Annotated in this window: 25 protein-coding genes; 11 read left to right on the top strand and 14 right to left on the bottom strand. The window is 61.5% G+C overall.

Going from position 1 to position 19,173, the window contains the following annotated elements; translation table 11 throughout:
• Position 1 precedes the first annotated feature (1 nt).
• Positions 2–1,024, top strand: coding sequence for a zinc-dependent alcohol dehydrogenase family protein (locus U5G49_RS16910; RefSeq protein ID WP_193445022.1), 1,023 nt, complete (start codon positions 2–4; stop codon positions 1,022–1,024).
• Between the two features lie 113 nt (positions 1,025–1,137).
• Here U5G49_RS16910 and U5G49_RS16905 read toward each other — a convergent pair whose 3' ends face one another.
• Positions 1,138–1,548 (bottom strand): rhodanese-like domain-containing protein, encoded by a 411-nt coding sequence (locus U5G49_RS16905; protein ID WP_193445023.1) that lies wholly within the window; start codon positions 1,546–1,548, stop codon positions 1,138–1,140.
• Between the two features lie 70 nt (positions 1,549–1,618).
• On the opposite strand from U5G49_RS16905, the gene ftrA reads away from it, so the two are divergent.
• Complete coding sequence (gene ftrA, locus U5G49_RS16900; RefSeq protein ID WP_193445024.1) at positions 1,619–2,620, top strand: transcriptional regulator FtrA; 1,002 nt, start codon at positions 1,619–1,621, stop codon at positions 2,618–2,620.
• A gap of 77 nt (positions 2,621–2,697) precedes the next feature.
• On the opposite strand, the gene preA is transcribed toward ftrA, so the two are convergent.
• The 4 genes from preA to U5G49_RS16880 all read right to left on the bottom strand — a co-directional run bounded on the left by preA (position 2,698) and on the right by U5G49_RS16880 (position 7,778).
• Positions 2,698–4,011 carry an NAD-dependent dihydropyrimidine dehydrogenase subunit PreA gene (preA, locus tag U5G49_RS16895; RefSeq protein WP_018243262.1) on the bottom strand — a complete coding sequence of 438 codons (1,314 nt, stop codon included), beginning with the start codon at positions 4,009–4,011 and terminating at the stop codon, positions 2,698–2,700.
• A gap of 15 nt (positions 4,012–4,026) precedes the next feature.
• Complete coding sequence (locus tag U5G49_RS16890) at positions 4,027–5,388, bottom strand: NAD(P)-dependent oxidoreductase (RefSeq protein ID WP_193445025.1); 1,362 nt, start codon at positions 5,386–5,388, stop codon at positions 4,027–4,029.
• 407 nt (positions 5,389–5,795) lie between these two features.
• A complete protein-coding gene (locus tag U5G49_RS16885; RefSeq protein WP_193445057.1) occupies positions 5,796–6,791 on the bottom strand; it encodes a sensor histidine kinase in 996 nt (331 codons plus the stop codon).
• A 192-nt stretch (positions 6,792–6,983) separates the two neighbouring features.
• The gene (locus U5G49_RS16880) at positions 6,984–7,778 is read right to left on the bottom strand and encodes a response regulator (RefSeq protein ID WP_018243259.1); all 795 of its coding nucleotides are present in this window, start codon (positions 7,776–7,778) and stop codon (positions 6,984–6,986) included.
• 256 nt (positions 7,779–8,034) lie between these two features.
• Here U5G49_RS16880 and U5G49_RS16875 point away from each other — a divergent pair, with 256 nt between their 5' ends.
• Both U5G49_RS16875 and U5G49_RS16870 read left to right on the top strand, forming a co-directional pair.
• Positions 8,035–8,241, top strand: a complete 207-nt coding sequence (locus U5G49_RS16875; protein WP_024319398.1) for a NepR family anti-sigma factor — start codon at positions 8,035–8,037, stop codon at positions 8,239–8,241.
• Positions 8,242–8,251: 10 nt separating this feature from the next.
• Positions 8,252–8,809, top strand: coding sequence for an RNA polymerase sigma factor (locus U5G49_RS16870; RefSeq protein WP_003542247.1), 558 nt, complete (start codon positions 8,252–8,254; stop codon positions 8,807–8,809).
• 252 nt (positions 8,810–9,061) lie between these two features.
• Here U5G49_RS16870 and U5G49_RS16865 read toward each other — a convergent pair whose 3' ends face one another.
• The 7 genes from U5G49_RS16865 to hemP all read right to left on the bottom strand — a co-directional run bounded on the left by U5G49_RS16865 (position 9,062) and on the right by hemP (position 14,091).
• Entirely contained in the window at positions 9,062–9,463 is a 402-nt protein-coding gene (locus U5G49_RS16865) for a hypothetical protein (RefSeq protein WP_047618870.1), read from the bottom strand.
• A gap of 9 nt (positions 9,464–9,472) precedes the next feature.
• Positions 9,473–9,817: a DUF883 family protein gene (locus tag U5G49_RS16860; RefSeq protein ID WP_018243255.1), complete on the bottom strand. Its 345-nt coding sequence runs from the start codon at positions 9,815–9,817 to the stop codon at positions 9,473–9,475.
• A gap of 146 nt (positions 9,818–9,963) precedes the next feature.
• The gene (locus tag U5G49_RS16855; protein WP_193445058.1) at positions 9,964–10,758 is read right to left on the bottom strand and encodes a heme ABC transporter ATP-binding protein; all 795 of its coding nucleotides are present in this window, start codon (positions 10,756–10,758) and stop codon (positions 9,964–9,966) included.
• 36 nt (positions 10,759–10,794) lie between these two features.
• Positions 10,795–11,907, bottom strand: a complete 1,113-nt coding sequence (locus tag U5G49_RS16850) for a FecCD family ABC transporter permease (RefSeq protein ID WP_193445026.1) — start codon at positions 11,905–11,907, stop codon at positions 10,795–10,797.
• 2 nt (positions 11,908–11,909) lie between these two features.
• Positions 11,910–12,839, bottom strand: coding sequence for a heme/hemin ABC transporter substrate-binding protein (locus U5G49_RS16845; RefSeq protein WP_130758877.1), 930 nt, complete (start codon positions 12,837–12,839; stop codon positions 11,910–11,912).
• A gap of 11 nt (positions 12,840–12,850) precedes the next feature.
• Positions 12,851–13,900 carry a hemin-degrading factor gene (locus U5G49_RS16840; RefSeq protein WP_193445027.1) on the bottom strand — a complete coding sequence of 350 codons (1,050 nt, stop codon included), beginning with the start codon at positions 13,898–13,900 and terminating at the stop codon, positions 12,851–12,853.
• 8 nt (positions 13,901–13,908) lie between these two features.
• Positions 13,909–14,091: a hemin uptake protein HemP gene (hemP, locus tag U5G49_RS16835; protein ID WP_012758649.1), complete on the bottom strand. Its 183-nt coding sequence runs from the start codon at positions 14,089–14,091 to the stop codon at positions 13,909–13,911.
• A gap of 177 nt (positions 14,092–14,268) precedes the next feature.
• Between hemP and U5G49_RS16830 the strand changes: the two genes are divergently transcribed.
• From U5G49_RS16830 to U5G49_RS16805, 6 genes are all read left to right on the top strand, one after another.
• Positions 14,269–14,691 carry a hypothetical protein gene (locus U5G49_RS16830; protein ID WP_047619083.1) on the top strand — a complete coding sequence of 141 codons (423 nt, stop codon included), beginning with the start codon at positions 14,269–14,271 and terminating at the stop codon, positions 14,689–14,691.
• A gap of 55 nt (positions 14,692–14,746) precedes the next feature.
• Positions 14,747–16,078, top strand: a complete 1,332-nt coding sequence (locus tag U5G49_RS16825) for an energy transducer TonB (protein WP_193445028.1) — start codon at positions 14,747–14,749, stop codon at positions 16,076–16,078.
• A gap of 107 nt (positions 16,079–16,185) precedes the next feature.
• The gene (locus U5G49_RS16820) at positions 16,186–16,593 is read left to right on the top strand and encodes a DUF2325 domain-containing protein (RefSeq protein WP_018243248.1); all 408 of its coding nucleotides are present in this window, start codon (positions 16,186–16,188) and stop codon (positions 16,591–16,593) included.
• Positions 16,590–16,862: a hypothetical protein gene (locus tag U5G49_RS16815; RefSeq protein WP_028733298.1), complete on the top strand. Its 273-nt coding sequence runs from the start codon at positions 16,590–16,592 to the stop codon at positions 16,860–16,862. Before U5G49_RS16820 ends, U5G49_RS16815 begins: the two co-directional genes overlap by 4 nt.
• 9 nt (positions 16,863–16,871) lie before the next feature.
• Positions 16,872–17,186, top strand: coding sequence for an antibiotic biosynthesis monooxygenase family protein (locus tag U5G49_RS16810; RefSeq protein WP_047618859.1), 315 nt, complete (start codon positions 16,872–16,874; stop codon positions 17,184–17,186).
• Positions 17,183–17,554 (top strand): bleomycin resistance protein, encoded by a 372-nt coding sequence (locus U5G49_RS16805; RefSeq protein WP_047618857.1) that lies wholly within the window; start codon positions 17,183–17,185, stop codon positions 17,552–17,554. Before U5G49_RS16810 ends, U5G49_RS16805 begins: the two co-directional genes overlap by 4 nt.
• A gap of 95 nt (positions 17,555–17,649) precedes the next feature.
• On the opposite strand, the gene U5G49_RS16800 is transcribed toward U5G49_RS16805, so the two are convergent.
• On the bottom strand, positions 17,650–18,021 hold the full coding sequence (locus tag U5G49_RS16800; RefSeq protein ID WP_193445029.1) for a DUF423 domain-containing protein: 372 nt from the start codon (positions 18,019–18,021) through the stop codon (positions 17,650–17,652).
• Complete coding sequence (locus U5G49_RS16795; RefSeq protein ID WP_193445030.1) at positions 18,018–18,428, bottom strand: group II truncated hemoglobin; 411 nt, start codon at positions 18,426–18,428, stop codon at positions 18,018–18,020. The genes U5G49_RS16800 and U5G49_RS16795 overlap by 4 nt, the downstream gene beginning before the upstream one ends.
• A gap of 165 nt (positions 18,429–18,593) precedes the next feature.
• Between U5G49_RS16795 and U5G49_RS16790 the strand changes: the two genes are divergently transcribed.
• Positions 18,594–19,157: a TetR/AcrR family transcriptional regulator gene (locus U5G49_RS16790; RefSeq protein ID WP_130717588.1), complete on the top strand. Its 564-nt coding sequence runs from the start codon at positions 18,594–18,596 to the stop codon at positions 19,155–19,157.
• Positions 19,158–19,173 lie beyond the last annotated feature (16 nt).

Genomic DNA, 19,173 nt, shown 5'->3' with positions numbered 1-19,173 from the left:
AATGCAGACAACACGGCAATGGCAGATCGACACGATCGGACCGGAGCGCCAGCTGACGATCGGCGAGCGGAGGCTCGAGCCGGTTTCGGGAAACAAAGTTCTGGTCCGGACGGAAGCCGTTTCGCTCAATTTCCGCGACCGGCTGGTGCTGGAGAGCGGCATGGGATTGCCGCTGCAATTTCCCTTCGTCCCGGCTTCCGATATGGCGGGGGTTGTGGAGGCGGTCGGACCCGAAGTCAGCCGTTTCAAGCCGGGCGACCGGGTCATCTCGACGTTTTCGCCCGACTGGATCGACGGACGCGGGTTGGGCGATGCGCGCACGCCACCCTACAAGACACGCGGCGGCTTCTATCCTGGCGTGCTCTCGCAATATACCGTGCTGTCGGAGGAGTGGTATTCACGCGCGCCTGAGACGCTCGATGCGGCGCAGGCAAGCACCTTGCCCTGCGCCGGGCTGACTGCCTGGTTCGCACTGATCGAATGCGGCGGTCTGAAGGCCGGCGACAAGGTGCTGGTGCAAGGCACCGGCGGCGTGGCGCTCTTCGGTCTGCAGATCGCCAAGGCGCACGGCGCGGTGGTCTTCATCACATCAGGCAGCGCCGAGAAGCTCGGGCGCGCCGCTGCCCTCGGCGCAGATCACGTGATCAACCGCCATGAGGGCGACTGGGTTGAGCAACTCTATCAGTTGACCGGCGGCTATGGCGCCGATCACGTGCTTGAGATCGTCGGCGGCCCGCATCTCGGCCAGGCGCTGAAGGCGGTGGCGATCAATGGCCGTATTTCCGTTATCGGCGTGTTCGAGGGGTTCGAGGTTTCCGGCCCGGCCGGCCCGCTGCTGCTCAAGGCGCCTGTTGTGCAGGGCATTTCCGTCGGCCATCGCCGTGCGCTGGAAGACTTGGTGCGGGCAATCGACCAGACCGGGCTGAAGCCCGTGATCGACAAGCGCTACGCCTTCGACGAATTCCCTGAGGCGCTCGATCATCTCTATCGCGGGCCTTTCGGCAAGGTGGTCGTCGAGTTCTGACGGTCGCGATTTGCGCTTCTGCCTGCTGCATAAAATTATGCCGCAATTCAAAGTGCGACAGCGCCGCGCGTCTGAAAAGATGCGCGGCGCTGTCGGCGGAGAAGGGAGGCTGATCAGGCGGCAGCGGGAACGCCCTCTTCGAAAGCGAAGCCTTCATCGGCCCAGCCGGTCACGCCGCCGATCATCAGTTTCACCGACAGGCCGAGGCGGGAGAGGCGAAGTGCGGCCTTGTCAGCGCCGTTGCAATGCGGGCCGGCGCAATAGACGACGAAAAGCGTGTCGGAGGGCCAGGCCGACATGCGGTGCGCAGTCATCTTGCCATGCGGCAGATTGAGGGCACCGGGAACGTGGGACTGTGCAAAGAGCGTCGGCGAGCGCGCGTCGAGCAGAACGAAATCGACCTTGCCCGACGCAAAGGCGGCGTGAACATCGGAGCAATCGGTCTCGAAGGCAAGCTTGGCTCCAAAATGGGCGGCGGCGATTTCAGCGGCGGCGGCGGGGATTTCTGCGACAGGGCTTGGCATTGCGATTTCCTCTTGGGTTCGAATTGCCGCCTGGTATCGCCGATGCTAAAGCTTTGCGAAATTGGCCATCATGACTGACAGCGTAAAGATCATGCCAAACTCATCGCCACAGCAGACGAAAGGACCGCTGGTCGCAGTGCTTGCCTATGACGGGCTCTGCACCTTCGAATTCGGCATCGCCTACGAGGTCTTCGGCCTGCCGCGCCCGGAGATGGGTGAGGATTGGTATCGCTTCTCGGTCTGCGCCATCGAGCCGGGGCCGCTTCGCGCTGCGGGAGGGCTGACGGTCGCGGTCGACAAGGGCCTGGAGGTACTCGATGAGGCGGACCTGATCGTCGTGCCCGGCTGGCGGGCAATCGATGCGCCGGTACCGGCACCACTCGGCGCAGCGCTCAGGGCAGCGCATCAGCGCGGCGCGCGCATCATGTCGCTCTGCTCGGGCGTTGCGGTTCTTGCCGGATCGGGGCTGCTTGCCAACCGCAGGGCGACGACACATTGGCGCTATGTCGCCTCGATCGCCGCACGTTATCCCGACATCAGGCTTGATGCCGACGTTCTCTACATGGATGAAGGCAGCCTGCTGACGGCGGCGGGGAGTGCCGCCGGCATTGATCTTTGCCTGCATGTGGTGCGCGGCGATTTCGGTTCGGAGGCTGCAAACAGCGTGGCAAGACGGCTCGTCGTGCCGCCGCACCGCGAAGGCGGACAGGCGCAGTTCATTCACGCGCCGGTTCCCGAGGAGCGCGAGGGCATCCGCTTGGGGCCGCTGATCGAATGGATGCGCGAAAGCCTGTCCGAGGACCAGCCGATCAGCCTGCTTGCCAAAAGAGCCGGCATGAGCATGCGCACCTTCCAGCGGCGCTTCGAAGCGACAACGGGTGTCAGCGTCGGCGAATGGTTGCTCACGGAGCGGCTGCGGCATGCCCGCGATCTGCTGGAGAGGGAGCTTGCCGTTTCGCTCGACGATATCGCCGCCGCCAGCGGCTTTGGAACACTGGCGACGATGCGCCATCATTTCCGCAGGCGTCTGGGGACGAGTCCCAATGCCTATCGGAAGTCATTCGGCAGGTAGACTGGCCTAACGCTTTCGAACGTTGCCGGCAAGATTGCAACGCCGCGGATCGATCTATTCCGCGGCGGTGCAGATCCTTACTCCGCCGCCTGGCGCGCCATCGGGTTGTTCGGGTGCGTCGTCCAGTTGGCATAGTTGGGGTCGACGACGCGGCCGGTGCGCTTGTCGAGAGTGCCGGCGGGAAGCTGTTCCATGGTGATGCAGTTCTCGACCGGACAGACGCTGACGCAGAGATTGCAGCCGACGCATTCCTCGTCCATCACCTCGAAATGACGCGCGCCATCGACGAAGTTGGTGATCGCCTGGTGCGAGGTATCTTCGCAGGCGATGTAGCAGCGGCCGCATTTGATGCAGGCGTCCTGGTCGATCTTCGCCTTGGCGATGTAGTTGAGGTTCAGATACTGCCAGTCGGTGACGTTGGGCACGGCGCGCCCGGTAATGTCGTCGAGGCTGCGATGGCCTTTTTCGTCCATCCAGTCGGAGAGGCCAGTGATCATCTCCTGGACGATCTTGAAGCCGTAGGTCATCGCCGCCGTGCAGACCTGAACGTTGCCGGCCCCGAGCACGAGGAATTCGGCCGCGTCACGCCAGGTGGTGATGCCGCCGATGCCCGAGATCGGCAGGCCGTAGGTTTCGGGATCACGGGCGATCTCGGCCACCATGTTGAGCGCGATCGGCTTTACCGCCGGGCCGCAATAACCACCATGGCTGCCCTTGCCGCCGACCGTCGGGTTGGGGGCGAAGTTGTCGAGATCGACGGAGACGATCGAATTGATCGTGTTGATCAGCGACACGGCATCGGTGCCGCCGGCCTTGGCGGCGCGGGCGGGACGGCGGACATCGGTGATGTTGGGAGTCAGCTTGGTGATGACGGGCATGCGGGTGTACTGCTTGCACCAGCGCACGACCATCTCGATATATTCCGGCACCTGGCCGACCGCCGACCCCATGCCGCGCTCCGACATGCCGTGCGGACAGCCGAAATTGAGCTCGATGCCGTCGGCGCCGGTCTCTTCGACCAAGGGTAGGATCGCCTTCCAGGCCTGCTCCTCGCAGGGTACCATGATCGAGGCGATCAGTGCCCGGTCCGGCCAGTTCATCTTCACCTGCTTCATTTCGCGCAGGTTGGTGTAGAGGTCGCGGTCGGTGATGAGCTCGATATTGTTCAGACCGAGCAGGCGGCGGTCGGCGCCCCAGATCGCGCCGTAGCGCGGGCCGTTGACGTTGACGACGGGCGGGCCTTCCTCGCCCAGCGTCTTCCAGACCACGCCGCCCCAGCCGGCCTTGAAGGCGCGCTCGACATTGTAGGCCTTGTCGGTCGGCGGCGCAGACGCCAGCCAGAACGGGTTCGGGGATTTAATACCGACGAAATTATTGCGGAGATCAGCCATTGTTCATTCTCCCCTTCAAGCAACCGCGACAGCCGGAGCGGCTGCTGCGGACAGGGTGCGATGGATGGATTCAGCCGCGTCGCGACCGTGGGCGACGGCGGAAACCGTGAGATCTTCACCGCCGAAGACGCAGTCGCCGCCCGCCCAGACGCGGTCGAGCGAGGTATGGCCGTCGCCATCGACGGCGATGCGGCCGGATTCCATGCGCAACGAACCGAGTCCAGAGGCGTCAAAGGTCTGACCGATCGCCTTGAAGATCTGGTCGGCGGCAATGACACCGGTTTCGCCGGTGCCGACCAGGCGGCCTTCGAGAATCCTCGTATATTCCACCTCGATGGCGGCGACTTTGCCGTCCTGTGACAGGATCGATTTCGGCGCCAGCCAGTGGCGGATGATGACACCCTTAGAGCTAGCCAGATCCTGCTCGAATTCGGAGGCGTTCATGTGTTCCTTGCCACGGCGGTAACAGATCGTCACCTCCTCGGCGCCGAGCAGCTTTGCCTGCACGGCGGCGTCGATCGCCGTCATGCCGCCGCCAAGGACGACGACGCGGCGGCCGACGGCGATTTCGCTCTTGTTTTCGGCCTGACGGAGAGCCGCGATGAAATCAACGGCGTCGTCGACGCCTGCGAGGTTCTCGCCCTCGATGCGCAGCGCGTTGACGCCGGCAAGGCCGATACCGAGGAAGACGCCATCATATTGCGCTTCCAGATCGGAAAGCGAGAAATCGCGGCCGAGACGCTGCCCATGCCGGACCTCGATGCCGCCGATCGAGAGGACGTAATCGACTTCCTTCTGGGCGAAGTCGTCGACGGTCTTGTAAGTGGCGATGCCGTATTCGTTGAGGCCGCCGGATTTTTCCCTGGCATCATAGATAGTGACGGAATGGCCCTTGACGGCCAGGCGATGGGCGGCGGCAAGGCCGGCTGGGCCTGCGCCGACAACGGCGATCGTCTTTCCGGTCGGTTCGGCCCGGGCATAGAACTGCTTGCCGGCCTGCATGGCGGCATCGGTCGCATAACGCTGCAGGCGACCGATCTCGACGGGCCGCTCCTCGGCCGTGTTGCGCACACAGGCCTGTTCGCAGAGTTCTTCGGTGGGACAGACGCGGGCGCACATGCCGCCGAGGATGTTCTGGTCGAAGATCGTCTTTGCCGAGCCGATCGGATTGCCGGTCGAAATCTGGCGGATGAACAGCGGAATGTCGATCGAGGTGGGACAGGCCGTCATGCACGGCGCGTCATAACAGAAATAACAGCGGTCGGCGGCGACCAGCGCCTCGTGATTGTCGAGGCGCGGATGAAGATCGGAAAAATTAGCCTCATACTCGGCGGGCGAAAGCCGGCCGGCATGAATCCCAGTTTCCAGTCGTTCCATTGAAGTTCCCTCATTATTGGTAAACGGCCTGTGAGGGAAAGCGTAACTCAGGTTTAAAAATTTATCAAACGGTAAAATTTTGACGATTTTCTCTCGCTGTCACGCCAGTAATCCGCTGTTTTTGCTGGAAGAATTTATTCGGCCTGCATCGGTAAAACGGCTGAACGCGCGACGAGGGAAGGGCATCCGAAAAAAGATTCAAAAAAGTCGAATTTTTTTCGGATGGCAGGGAACCAAAGTTTGATGTCGTCGTTATTGCGATATCCGGATGGTGATCGCATCGACCCAACATGCGCGCCCCCAACCCACTATCCGGACGTACTCACGGTCCCCTCCCGGTGAGTGAAGACAGCCGGTGCGCCGCCCTCGCACCGGCTGTTTTTCGTTCTCGATTGTCTCCAGGGCTTTCACACTCGCTTGAAGATCTCGAATTCGGTTTCCGGAATGGTCAGACGATATTCAATGCGGCCGGGAACGAGGTTCAACTCCGCTTTGCCATTGACCGACGATGGCACGACACGCTCCAGCACGGTGCGGCCGAAGCTGTTGTCGCTGAATTCGTGGACTTCCGACTGATCGTGCAGAACTTCCGCCCAGGCGACTTCGATTGCCTTCCTGTCGTTGATCATGGCTTCGCGGCAATTCAGCGTGATGGAGGCGGCGCCGCCTGATATCGCGCCAAAGGAGGCGGAGTTGACGATGAGTTCGTGGAGGGCGAGCCCGAGATGCACGGCGGCATTCGGTGTCAGGTGAGCGTTGATGCCATAGATCGGCATGGAGCCGGCCGTCTCCGGCCAATAGGGGGCGAACTGCTTTTCGGCGAGTTCGAAGAGGTAGGCGCCGCGCCAGCTGGAATCCGTGATCAGGTCCTGCGAGTTGGAAAGTGATTGCAGCCGCCCGCGGAACTTGAGGAGGAAGCTGTCGAGAGAGAGCGTGTTGCGCGCCGTCTGCGTGGCAATGCCCTGGATGATGGCGAGAAGGTTTTTCGAGCGATGAGAGAGTTCGCGCAGCAGTGATTTCAGAACTTTTTCGCGATGCCGGCTTTCGGTGACTTCAGTCATGACGGACAGAAGTCCATGTACGCCGCGTTCGCCGGTGCGCTGGATCTTCAGTTCATACGTGCGCCTTTCGCCGTCGACGTCGATCTCAACTTCGGCATTGTTGGGGATGCCGGTTTCCAGCACCTTGTGTTTCAGCGCGGTCAGATATCGCCCATGGGCGTCGCCGAAAAGGGCGGCGTCGCTGCCGCCGGGCATAAAGAGCGCTGCGAAATGCGGCGGCAGATTTTCGGCGTAGAAGATCGACAGCCGGGCGTCCTGGCAGAGGATCGAAATCCCGGCGCTGCCGAGCGCGCGTTCCATCATTGCGGCTTTGCCTTCGAAGGTGAAAGGCATGCCGTACAATGGTTCAGTCGTATTCACGCGGCCGCCTTTCCTTGTGACATCTTGAACGTCGCTGAAGGGAGCGCCCTTACAGACACCGCCTGCCAACTCTAGAACAAAGCGCTGCAAAAACCGTTAAAGCCACCGGAGCGTCCCGGTAGCACCGGAACGCCTGCTTTGGCGATTTGGTTCCGAAGGCCGGAAAATTGCGTCTCAGGCGGCTACTCTGGTCGATTCATTGAAGAAAAGCGCTTGGCTGATCAGTGCCTTGACCATGTCGGGATTGAACGGCTTGGTGACAAGGAAAGTCGGTTCCGGGCGCTCGCCGGTCAGAAGCCGTTCCGGGAAAGCGGTGATGAAGATCACCGGCACGCTCGACGTCTTGAGGATGTCGTTGACTGCGTCGATACCGGAGCTGCCGTCGGCAAGCTGGATGTCGGCCAGCACCATGCTCGGCTTGGTCTTGTTGTAGAGCGCCACGGCCTCGGCATGCGTACGGGCAATGCCGGTGACGCGATGGCCGAGGCTCTCGACCATCTGCTCGATATCCATGGCGATCAGCGGTTCGTCCTCGATGATCATGATATCGGTTGCGACCTGACGGGAAATCTCCTGCGACGCCACGTCGAGCAGATGCATGACATCCTGTTCTTCGGTTTCCAGGATTTCGGCGATTTCAGCGACGCGGAAATTCTCTACGGAGGCGAGCAGGAAGGCCTGACGGGCGCGCGGCGAAACCTTGGCAAGGTTCAGCGTGGCACGTTGCTCCCAGGCATAGGGCGAGGTCGGCTCTGGAATCTGGACTGCGGTGGAACCAAACAGTTGCGTGAACAGTTTGTAGAGTGCGACCCGGTCATTCGCCGTATCCGGGAAAATCGACAGATCGGCGATGATGGCTTCGAGAACGGCGGCGACGTAAGCGTCGCCTGAAGTCTGAGTGCCGGTAAGGGCGCGGGAATAGCGGCGCAGATAAGGAAGGTGCGGCGCAATCCGAGTAGAAAGTGTCATTCATGGCTCCTGCATACAGGCCGGCATTGGCTTCAATGAGCGGTTAACGCCGCCTTGGTAAAAAAGTTCCGGAATCGCAGGAACTTTTTTCGTCGCGCCGCATTATTCCAGCCGACGAAGAAAGGGCGTAGCGTTTTGACCCATGCAGCGGCAAATACCAGCGACATCGACAATCGAACGTTCGATGTCGATGGTTGAAATTGTGATTGATCCCATCCACGCCCCGCGAACAGACAACCGGCGAGAAGACGAATTGATGACTACACGCAAGAAAGAAGCAGCCGATCAGCGAAAGCTGGAGCTGCGGGCAAGCGACATCTTGGACCCGAACAATCAGATCGGCGTCAGGCTGAGGTCGCTTTATGCGGCCGCACAGGATGAGGCGATCCCCGATCGTTTTCTCGACCTTCTCGAAAAGCTCGACCATGCTGAAATGATGGCTTCTGCCAAGATGGCCGAATAGGATCGCCCGCATGGAAGATAAATCGCAACCCAGCTTCAAGCGGGAATTGCTGGCGGCACTCCCAAGTCTTCGCGCTTTCGCAATCTCGCTCATCGGGCGGCACGACCGTGCCGACGATCTCGTCCAGGACACCATCATGAAAGCCTGGGCCAAACAGGATCATTTCGAGATGGGCACCAATATGAAGGCCTGGCTCTTTACGATCCTGCGCAACGAACTCTACAGCCAGATGCGCAAGAGCGGCCGCGAAGTGCAGGACAGCGACGGGCTGTTCACTGAATCGATGGCGATGCACCCCTCGCAATATGGCGCTCTCGATCTGCAGGACTTCAAGAAGGCGCTCGACCAGCTGCCGCCGGATCAACGCGAGGCGATCATCCTCGTCGGCGCCTCGGGTTTTTCCTACGAGGAGGCGGCCGAAATCTGTGGCTGTGCCGTGGGCACCATCAAGAGCCGCGTCAACCGGGCCCGCCAGCGGCTGCAGGAGTTGCTGCAGATATCTGGAGAGGCTGATTTTGGCCCCGACGCCACCTCGGCGCCGCTAACGTCGAAGGCCTTCGCGTTCTGACAAGAGTTATATTTGGGAGGAAAGCCGGTCGCCCCTCGGGGCGCCGGCTTTTTGTTTTGGGAGAAGGGCGCATATCCAAGTCGTGGATAGCTGTTCAAGGCAACTACCTCACGCTCCCTCATTCCTGTGACACGCGCACAGCGTGAGGGAGCGTGAGATGGCGCCCTTGCCTAATTTTCCGCTCGTATGTGAGGGGGAAAGTGTTCACTCTCTCCATTTTCGTAGCGAGTACGCATAGAGCGAGTCCCTCAATCAATCGTCGCGCTTCGAGCCCACCAGATTGGCTGCGACGATTGCTGCCAGAACACCGGCGGTCAGCAGCGGCTGGGCGCGGATAAGGCCGAGTCCGACCGTTGCCAGAGATTCCACCGCAGCACGGCGTTCACGGGCGCGGCGTGCTTCCCGGGTGTTGATGATCGACATCGCGACCAGGGCGATGATGGCGATCAGCAGCGCGCAGGCGGCCAGGAAGAGGGCAGCCCCGACTGGGCCGTAGATGCCGGCGAGCCAGATGGCGCCGGCGGTGACGGCCAGCGCGTAGGCGGTGAGAAGGAAGAGCACGGCAAGCGCAATGAAGATGCCATTGCGCTTGGCGCGCGCAACGGTCCGGTGCACGCTTGCGCCCGTCAGCAGGCTGAGGATCGAAAACAGCATCGCGCTTCCTCAGCGCCGGGCGAGGAAGGCGATGGCAAGGCCGAAAGCGGCTGCGGCGCCGATGGTTGCCAGCGGATGCTTGCGTACGGTATCGCGCATTTCCGTCGCGCCGCGCTCATAGCCGTGCTGCAATTCGCGCAGCAGATCCTCGCTGCGGCCAAGCAGTTCTTCGTAACCGGCGCCGGCCTGGCTGCGGATTTTCTCGCCTTGGTGGCGCGAGCTCTTGCCGACGAGGCGCGTCAGTTCCGCGAGTTCGTCGCGCAGCGCCTCGATCTGCTCCTCGATGCCGGATTCCAGATTGTGGAAGGTGCCGTTGCGGCGGCTGCGGGCGGACTGGAAGATAGAATAGCTCATGGCTGTCTCCATTGGCTGGGGCGCGCGCAAGCCCGCCTGTTTCGCACGAGGGTCACCACCGTCCGTTGCATGAATGATATCGCCCGGCATTGACCCAGATCATGCCGAAAACGTGCCGGACGATCAAAAGTTCCGCGGAGCAGTGCTCAGGGGCGGGAAACGGCACTGTGGGCGAGCACGAAGGGCGTGCCGTCGGCCGGCACCTGGTTGATGCGCAGCGCGCAACCGAACACCGACAGCATCGTTTCGTCCGTCAGCACTTCAACGATCCTGCCGGCGGCCGCGAGCCGGCCGGATTTCATCAGCACGATGCGGTCGGCAAAGAGCGCCGTCAGATTGAGATCGTGCATGACGGCGATGACACCGCCGCCGCGTTCGCAGAAATTGCGGGCAAGCGTCATGATGGTCAACTGGTGGCTGATGTCGAGGCTCGAGACCGGTTCGTCGAGCAGCAGCCAGGAGGGCTTGCCGTCGACGACGGGCTCGGCGATCTGGCAGAGAACGCGGGCAAGCTGCACACGCTGCTGCTCGCCGCCGGAGAGCTCCTGATAGAAACGGCCTTCGAAGCCGGTCAAGTCGACGGAGGCTAGTGCTGTGGCGGCCGTTTGCTCGGCCTTGTCGGGATGCAGGTTGAGGCCTGATGTCAGGCCCATGCGGACGATCTCGCGTACGGTAAAGGGAAAGGAGATGGTGCTCGCCTGCGGCAGCACACCACGAATGGCGGCAAGCTGCCAGGGTTTCAGCCCCTGCACCTCGTCGCCGCCGATGCGCACCGAGCCGCTATAGGCAAGTTCGCCGGAGATGGCTTTCATCGTCGTCGTCTTGCCGGAGCCGTTCGGCCCGGCAATCGCCGTCAGTTCGCCGGCCTTTGCCGTGAAGGCGACGTCGCTGATGATGGTCTTGCCGGAAAGGCGCACGGAGACGCCGGAAACTTCGATCATCGCAATGTCACTCACGGGGTCACTCACCGGGGTCACTCACAGGGCAAGGCGCGAACGCTGTCTCAGCAGGATCCACAGGAAGAACGGGCCGCCGACCGCCGCGGTGATGATGCCGATCGGCAGCTCGGCCGGGGCAACCAGGGTGCGAGCCAGGACATCCGCGAAGATCAGAAGAGAGCCGCCGAGCAGTGCTGCGGCCGGCAGCAGGAAACGATGGTCGGGGCCGATCGCCATACGCAGGATATGCGGCACGACGATCCCGACGAAACCGATACCGCCACTGACGGCGACGGACGCGCCGGTCGCCGCGGCGACGCCGACGATCGCGACATTCTTCAGCCGCTGCACCGGCACGCCCATATGAAAGGCGGCCGCTTCGCCGAGCGTGATGGCATTGAGGCCGCGGGCCATGAAGGGCAGGGCGATGAAGGACAAGAGGATGATCGGGCTGGCGGAAGCGATTTTCGTCCATGTGGCGCCGGCAAGCGAGCCCATGCTCCAGAAGGTCAAGTCGCGCAGCTGCTGGTCGTTGGCCATGTAGATCAGCAGTCCTGTTATGGCGAGGGCGAGCGCACCGAGCGCGATGCCGGCAAGCAGCATTGTCGCAACCGAGGTCTGGCCATGACGGGTGGCGATTCTGTAGAGCAGTAGCGTCGTGACGAGGCCGCCGCCGAAAGCGGCCGCCGGCAGAGCGTAGATGCCGAGAAGCGCCTGGAGTGGAGCTGCAAGGCCGCCGCCGAGCACGATCATCGCCACCGCGCCGAGGCTTGAGCCGGCGGAGACGCCGACCAGGCCGGGATCGGCCAGCGGATTGCGGAACAGGCCTTGCATCACCGTGCCGGAGACGGCCAGCGAGGCGCCGATCAGGAAGCCGAGGATCGCCCTGGGCAGGCGGATATCGAAGATGATGATCCGGTCACGCGTGCTCAGCGCAGTCTCAGGGCCGGACATGTTGCTGATGACGTCGAGGATCGAGGCATCCGAGGCGCCTGTCGTCACGGAAAACAGCATCGAAAAGACCGAGCCGACGACGAGCAGCGCGATCGCCAGCAAGGCGAGCCGCGTCCTGTCGCCCGCCTGCCTGATTTCGCGGATGTCCGCCATCGGGAATGGTCGCCTTCGTTCCGTCATGGCTTGCGGCAGGGCCATGATCAGCCCCCGTAGATCGCCGTGTTGAGCTCCCGCGCGGCGGCTGCGGTGCGCGGGCCGAAGCCGAGCAGGTAGACGCCGTCCATTCGGATGATCGCTTTTTTCTCGCCAGCCGGCGTCAGCGCGATCGCCGGCTGAGCCAGCAGGTCCTCGTTCTTGGTGCCGGCGCCATCGCCGCGGTTCATCATCAGGATGATGTCGGGCTTGGCTTCGATGATCGCCTCGTCCGTCAGCGGCTTATAGCCCGGGAATGCGCCGACGGCGTTGATGGCGCCGGCGAGCTTGACGATGCCATCGGCGGCCGTGCCGGTGCCCGATGCCATGATCCGGCCGTTCTGGGCGCTGAGGATGAAGAGAACGCGCTTGCGCTCGGCCTCCGGGCGCTTTTCGGCATCGGCGATCGCCGCGTCGAGATCGGCCGCGACCTTTGCTTCAAGTGCCTTCGCCTTGTCGGGCACGCCAAGCAGCGTGCCGACACGGTCGATCTTGGCGATGATACCGTCGCGGGTAAAAGCGCTCGGCACGGTTTCGAAGGGCACGCTGGCATTCTTCAGCACGGTCAGCGCCTCCTGCGGGCCTGAACCGTCGACGGCGATGATCGCCGTCGGGTTCATGGCGAGGATGCCTTCCGGCGAGAGCGCGCGCATGTAACCGACGTTGGGCAGCTTCAACGCCGCCTCCGGATACATGCTCGTCGTGTCGCGGGCAATCAGCCGGCTTTCTTCGCCGAGCGCATAGACGATCTCGGTGATGTCGCCGCCGACCGAAACCAGGCGCGAGGTGTCGAGCTTCTTTTCTTCAGCGTGGGCGGCGCGGACGAAGGCGAAGCCTTCGATTGGGCGCGCCGTCGGGATCAGCGGCAGCGCCATGACGGCCGCCGTCAGGGCCAGTTCCCAAGGGCGGATCCGGCGCAGATTGTTACGCATCGTCATCGTTGCGATCCTTATGCGGCCACGCTTGCTGCCCGCGGCAGGTTTTCCATGATCTCGCGCCATGCGGCGCGTTCGTCGGAACCTTCCTGCCGCTTGCCGAAGAACTGGATGATCATCTCGCCTTCTGCGTTGTAAGCCTCCAGCGAGGTGACGTGGCCGTCCGTGGTCGGCTTGCGCACGGCCCAGGTCTCGGCGATGTGATCCTGGCGCAGATGCAGGTGGAAAGTCGGGTCCATGATATTGATCCACGGTCCCATCGACTGCACGTTGAAGATCGGGCCGGAATGGATCTGGACGATGCCGTCATTGGCGACAAAGCACATGATCGGCAGGCCAGATTTCACAGAGGCATGCATCATGTCTGCCGTTGCGCTGTTGTCGAGCCTCCAGGCATAGTCGTCGCCGACAGTGCGCACCGCCGCCTGGCGGCCGATCTTCAGGCGCTTCAGCATGCCGAAGAACTGATGCGTATCGGTGAGCTTGCTCCAGTTGTCGCGCAGTTCGTCGCGGCTGACGTCGGCAGTATCATCGGCGGCGTTCGAGGTTTCAGCCTCGACAAATTCCTGCGATTGGTCTTCCAGCTTCAACTCGGCGACGATCGCCTGATAGGCCTCGAGATTCGAGCTCGGGCGCATGTGCACCTTGTGCACGGCGTTGCCTGTCTTGTCGAAATATTGCAGGCTAAGGCGCTCCTGGTCGCCATCCTTCTTGGATACGGCGAAACCATGCTCCCAGCGGCTCGGGAAGATGCGCAGGTCGATATTCTCGCCGAGAACGATCGCGGCCTGCGCACCGCTCTTGATGTTTTCGAAGACACCGATCTTCTCGTGCACGGCACTTTCGTTGCGCGACAGCGCCATCACTTCGCCGAGGCCTGCCACGCGTTCGAGAAGCTTCAGTGCACTGCCATCGATGCGGGTCACGCTGATGCCGGTTTCGGCGGCGACGAGGGCTGCCTCGGAAATCTTCAGCTGCGCGGCGATATCGCGCTCGCGCATTTTCGGATTCTCGGCGCGAAACGCGCGGATTTCGGCTGGCGCCGGTCTTGTCTGTTCGGTCATGTCCTACCCTACTTATTGAGAATGAGCTTGCCCTGACGGGTGATCTTCAGGCGATAGACCAAGCCGTCGTGTCTAATCATGATCTCGTTCGTGCCGCGGAAGAGATCCGCGCTTTCGACGATCCGGTGCTGCGCCGCAGGCTCGCTCTGCAGCGGCACGTGCTTAAAGTTATCTGGCTTTTCAACCATCATTTCAGTTGGCAATTCCGTGAGACCGGTGATCAGGGTCCCCGGTTGTGATGACAATTATCTTGACTTTCTTACTCATAGTTTTTTAAAGACGCAATAGGAGACTAATACAGTCAAGTTTTTGAGATTGCTGATATGAAGCCGCCTGGGCGGCGGTTCGCGACAATGGCGGAGAAGATGATGACGGTTAGGTTTGCGGCTGTTGCAGCCGGCATGGTGATGGCGGTTTCAAGCGTATGCCAGGCGCAGGATGCGGCAACCGCCAAGCTGGATGTCGAACTCAACGCTTTGGCGCCGTCGCAAAAGGGCTGCATGATGACCTTCGTCGCCGAGAACAATCTTCAGGCGCCGATCAACAAGATCTCCTTCGAGCTCGCTTTCTTCAACGACAAGAATGCCGTCGACCGCATCACCGTGCTCGATTTCCGCGATCTGCCGCAGGGCAAGAAGCGCGTGCGCCAGTTCGATATGCCGAATGTGAAGTGCGAAACGGTCACGCGCATCATCATCAACGACACGCCGGTCTGCGACGGCCCGGCGACGGGCGAATGCATGAAGGGTCTTGTTACCCGTTCACAGATTTCCGTTCCCTTCGAGGGCTAAGAATACGCCGGGAATGAATCCCGGCGGGCATGGTCAGACTGTCCGAGGCATACAAATGGCAATTTCAGCGAAGTCCAGATCGAGACAGGTGCTCATCGGGGAGCCGGACGCTGACGGCAGTCTGAACGACAATAACATACATCCCGGCCACGAGCTTTCCGACCTGCGCAATGTGCAGCGGCAGCCGGCTGGCGAGGCTGTGGTCCACTACGCGCGTTTCGCGCAGATACCCTCCTTTCCCGATCATCCGGTAGCCGAGCCGATAGCCTCCGTTCCTGCGCCGCCGCTGGATGCGGCGGTGGAAAAGCAGGAGGACGAGAAAGCGCCGGTGCGGCGACGGATGGCGCTGACTTGTATTGGTTCGTTCTTTTTTCATGCAGGTCTGGTGGTTGCGCTTAGCGTGTTCATGCCGACGCCGCCGAACGAAGCGATTGAAGATGCTGGTGAGGCTGTCAGCGTCGTCGTGTATGGCGACTCTGACGTTGACCAGACATCGGCCGGCGATCCAGAGTTAGAGCGCCAGCCCGAGCAAGTTGCCTCTGAGGAGGTTGAGCCGGATACAGTTCAATCGGAGGAGGCCACGGAACTAGATGCCACGACCGTGCCGCCGGAGCAGGCCCAGCCGGTCGAAACTGAAACGATGGAGACCGTTCAGTCGGTGCAGGAAGTTACGCGGGTTTCCCCTGAGGCCGTTGTTGCCGCCGAGCCAGAGGTGCTTGTCTCCGAGAGCCCTGCAGAATCTTTCGTCGCTCAGCCGATGGCAACGGCTGTGCCCGAACAGCCCATGCCTGATATCGCGCAGGCAACAGTACCGGAAGAAGTAGTGCCAACGGCTGTCCAGCCCACCGCAGTTCCGCCGGAAGAAGTAAAGCCTGTCGAGACTGTCGAAGTCTCGCCGGAACCTGAAGACAAGCCGGTGCCGAAGGCTGAAAAACCGAAACCCGTTGAAAAGAAGCAGTCTCAGAAGAGGGCCAAGCCTGCTGGTGGGAAAGAGGGCTCAGATCGTGAGGACTCGACGAGGGGCATGGTGAACGGCCAGGACGGGCCGCAAACTGACGGCACGTCAACCACGACAGGCGGAACTGACGGTATGGGAAGTGCTGCCGTAGCCAACTACCCTGGTAAGATACAGAAGCGGATCCGTCGTGCTGTTCGCGTGCCTGATGAATACAAAAACAAGAGCGGCGGTATGACCGTAAGGATTCAATTGACGATTAACGGAACAGGCAGGGTAGCGTCGGTCTCTGTTGCTCGCAGTTCGGGTATTGCAGAATTGGATAAAGCTGTTCTGGATGGTGTGCGGCGCGCGGCGCCGTTTCCGCCGCTGCCCTCGGAGTGGGGTAAGCCTAGCTGGACTTTCGCCCAGGAAGTTCAGGTCACTAGATAATATGATAAAAATAATCAACTTTATACTTTACTCTAAAAATCGAGTTTAATAAGGTCCGCTCGCACACGCAGGAATCGTGTGACGATCAACGAGCGAACGGGTGGTATATGGCTCGCAAGGGCAAGAAGGGTTCGAACCGGGAGGTCCGCGACAGCGCGGGCGAGGACGCCGGTCAGGCATCCCTTGGGCGATCCAAACTGGATGGCCGCAGTTTCCTCTATGTCGGCGGCCGTGACTGCCAGGTGGCGCATCTTCGTCAGATATGCAGCAATTTCGGTGCAGAGCTCATTCATCACGACGGCGGCTTACGCGAAGCGGTTTCGCGCATCGATACCGTCCTTCCCTCGGTCGACTGCGTGTTCTGCCCGATCGACTGTATCAGCCACGATGCCTGCCTGCGCGTGAAGACCGGCTGCAAGAAGTTCGGCAAGGCCTTCATCCCGCTTCGCAACGGCAGCAAGTCCAGCCTGGAGCGTGCGCTGCAGACGATGAACGAACGAGACAATTCCCGATGAACGACCAGCGCCCCGACGGCTTCACCATGATCGGCCTGCACAAGCTTGCCGCGCAGACAGGCGAGGGCCTCGTGCCCGAACTCTACGAGCTTTTCCAGCAGCATGCCGAACGCCAGCAGATCTACCAGAATGTGATGTTCTTTCCGACCTGGGAAGCGCGCATGCCCGGAGAGGCGGCAACAAGACCGCTTGGCCCGGCGGCGGCAAACGGCGATAATGTTCTCGCCTTTCCCTCGCGTGCGGCAAGGGCGGGCAAGAGGAAGGCGTAAGGAGATTTCATGTATATCGCAATGAACCGCTTCAAGGTTGCAACCGGGAGCGAAGGCGATTTCGAGACGGTCTGGCGCAATCGCGATTCCAGCCTGCCCGAGGTGCCCGGTTTCGTCGAATTCCGCCTGCTGCGCGGCAAGGTCAACGACGAGGAAGGCTACACGCTCTATTCCTCGCACACGGTCTGGAAAAGCGAAGCGGATTTTCAGAACTGGACGAAGTCCGAGAGCTTTCGTGCAGCGCACCGCAATGCCAGCGATCACAAGGCGATCTACAAGGGACCGCCAGTCTTCGAAGGCTTCAACGTCGTCGACGGCATATGAACGAAGGGCCGGATCGCATCGCGGTTCTGCCGGTCCTGCCGTCGCTCGATATCGATGAGACGCTTGCCTTCTACCGCGATGCGCTCGGCTTTACCGAGATCGTCTATCGGGCGGCGGACTATCTCGTCCTGCGGCGCGACGACATGGAGCTGCATTTCTGGCGGACGCAGGATGCCACGCTTTGCCAGAACAGCTCCGTCTATCTCCGAGGCGGCGGCATCGGCGCCCTCCACGCGGAATATCGCGAAAAGGGCGTCGAGCGCCTGAGCAATATGGAGGTGCGGCCATGGAACATGGAGGAGTTCTACATCCATGATCCGCACGGCAATCTGCTGCGCTTCGGCCGTGTGCCGCAGCCGCGTGACTAGAGCAACTCCAGCCAAAGTGCGCAGCGGTTTTGGGTCCGGATTGCGAGAAAACAAAACATAGAGAAATTCCCTCGCTCGGGAATAACGGAAATGCCCTATGCCTTGACGCGGAAGACAGCGCCTGCCGCAACGGCCAGCCAGCCAAGCATCATCGCCCAGCCGCCGGTCGGCGCGGCATAGGGGAAGAGGCCGGAGCCGGTAAAGCGCAGGGTGACGAGATCGCCCGCAAAAAGCAGCGTTCCGACAATCAACAGGAAACCGGCCAGCCAGGCGGTTCTGAGCCTGGTGTTGCCGAGAGCCAATGCCAGCAGGGCAGGGGCGTGGACAAGGCACATGGCAGATGCGGATGCCGCAAGATTGGCCTCGCCGCCGCCATGGGCAGCAAGGGCGGCAAGCGCCACGCCGGCTACGCCGAACAGGCCGGCAAAGAGATAAAGCACCGGTTCCAGACGCGCGTTCAAGCTCATGGTTGTTCCTTGTTGTCAGGCGCCCTGTTCTGCATATGGTAGGCGAGCCGTTCGACCGGCGCCCAGATGAGATCGCGCAGCGATTGGCTTGCGATCGTCTCGTCCAGGGCGCGGCGGAAGCAGAGCAGCCATTCGTCGCGTTCGACAGGGCCGATCTCGGCGACGAAATGGCGGCTGCGCAGGCGCGGATGGCCGCGCTTATCGGTATAGAGCGGCGGGCCGCCGAGATAACCGCTCATATATTCGTAGAATTTCTCTTCACTGCCGTTAAGGCTCGGCGGATGCACGGCGCGCACGTTTCTCGCCTCCGGCAGCGTGTCCATCAGCTCATAGAAGCGGTGCGTCAGCGCCCGTACGACAGGATCGCCGCCGACCGCCTGATAGAGTGTGGTGACCTTCTCCGTCATGAAACCATCCCATGCCATCCTAATACCCAGGCCCTTCATGCACCGGGCGGAAAATGATCGCAACTGTCATCAAGGTGCCGCGGCATTTCGCGCATAATGCAGGCACGGCAGGGGTAGTGCCGATTCTCCTTGACAAAACCGTCCGGACGGTATCTTTTAATTTGCATGTCGAACGCTCATCATCGCAAGAAGCAGCCCGTCCTCGTGCGCCAGCAGTTGCTGGAGGTCGCCGCGCGCCTTGCTGCCAGCGAAGGCATGGCCGCCGTCACGCTCGATGCGGTTTCCGCCGCGTCCAGCGTCAGCAAGGGCGGGCTGCTGCATCACTTCCCGACGAAGAATGCGCTGCTCGACGCCTTGTTCGAGAGCCTGCTCGAAAAGTTCGACGCCGATATAGAGGAACTGATGCGCGGCGATCCGCTGCCGCAGGGCCGCTTCACCCGCGCCTATCTCAGGGCGGTATCCGGTCTCAAGGATCGTCCCGACGATTCCAGGAATTGGACGCAGGTGACGATCGCGCTTCTTGCCGAACCCCGGTTGCGTCTTCGCTGGCGCCAATGGGTACAGGCGCGGTCGGAGGAATATATCGGCACCGATTCCTCCCTCGACGCACAAGTCGTGCGTTTCGCCGCCGACGGACTTTGGTTCGCAGATACGTTGGAAAGCCATGATATCAACGGCGTTCTGAGGCGGGATCTCATCGATCGCCTTGTCGAACTGACCGGCAAGTAATTCGAAAGGGATTTGC

The organism is Rhizobium indigoferae, assembly GCF_034554815.1.
Taxonomy (GTDB): Bacteria; Pseudomonadota; Alphaproteobacteria; order Rhizobiales; family Rhizobiaceae; genus Rhizobium; species Rhizobium leguminosarum.
Note: the sequence above shows the minus strand (reverse complement) of the source record. Positions and strands in the feature narration are given on the sequence as shown.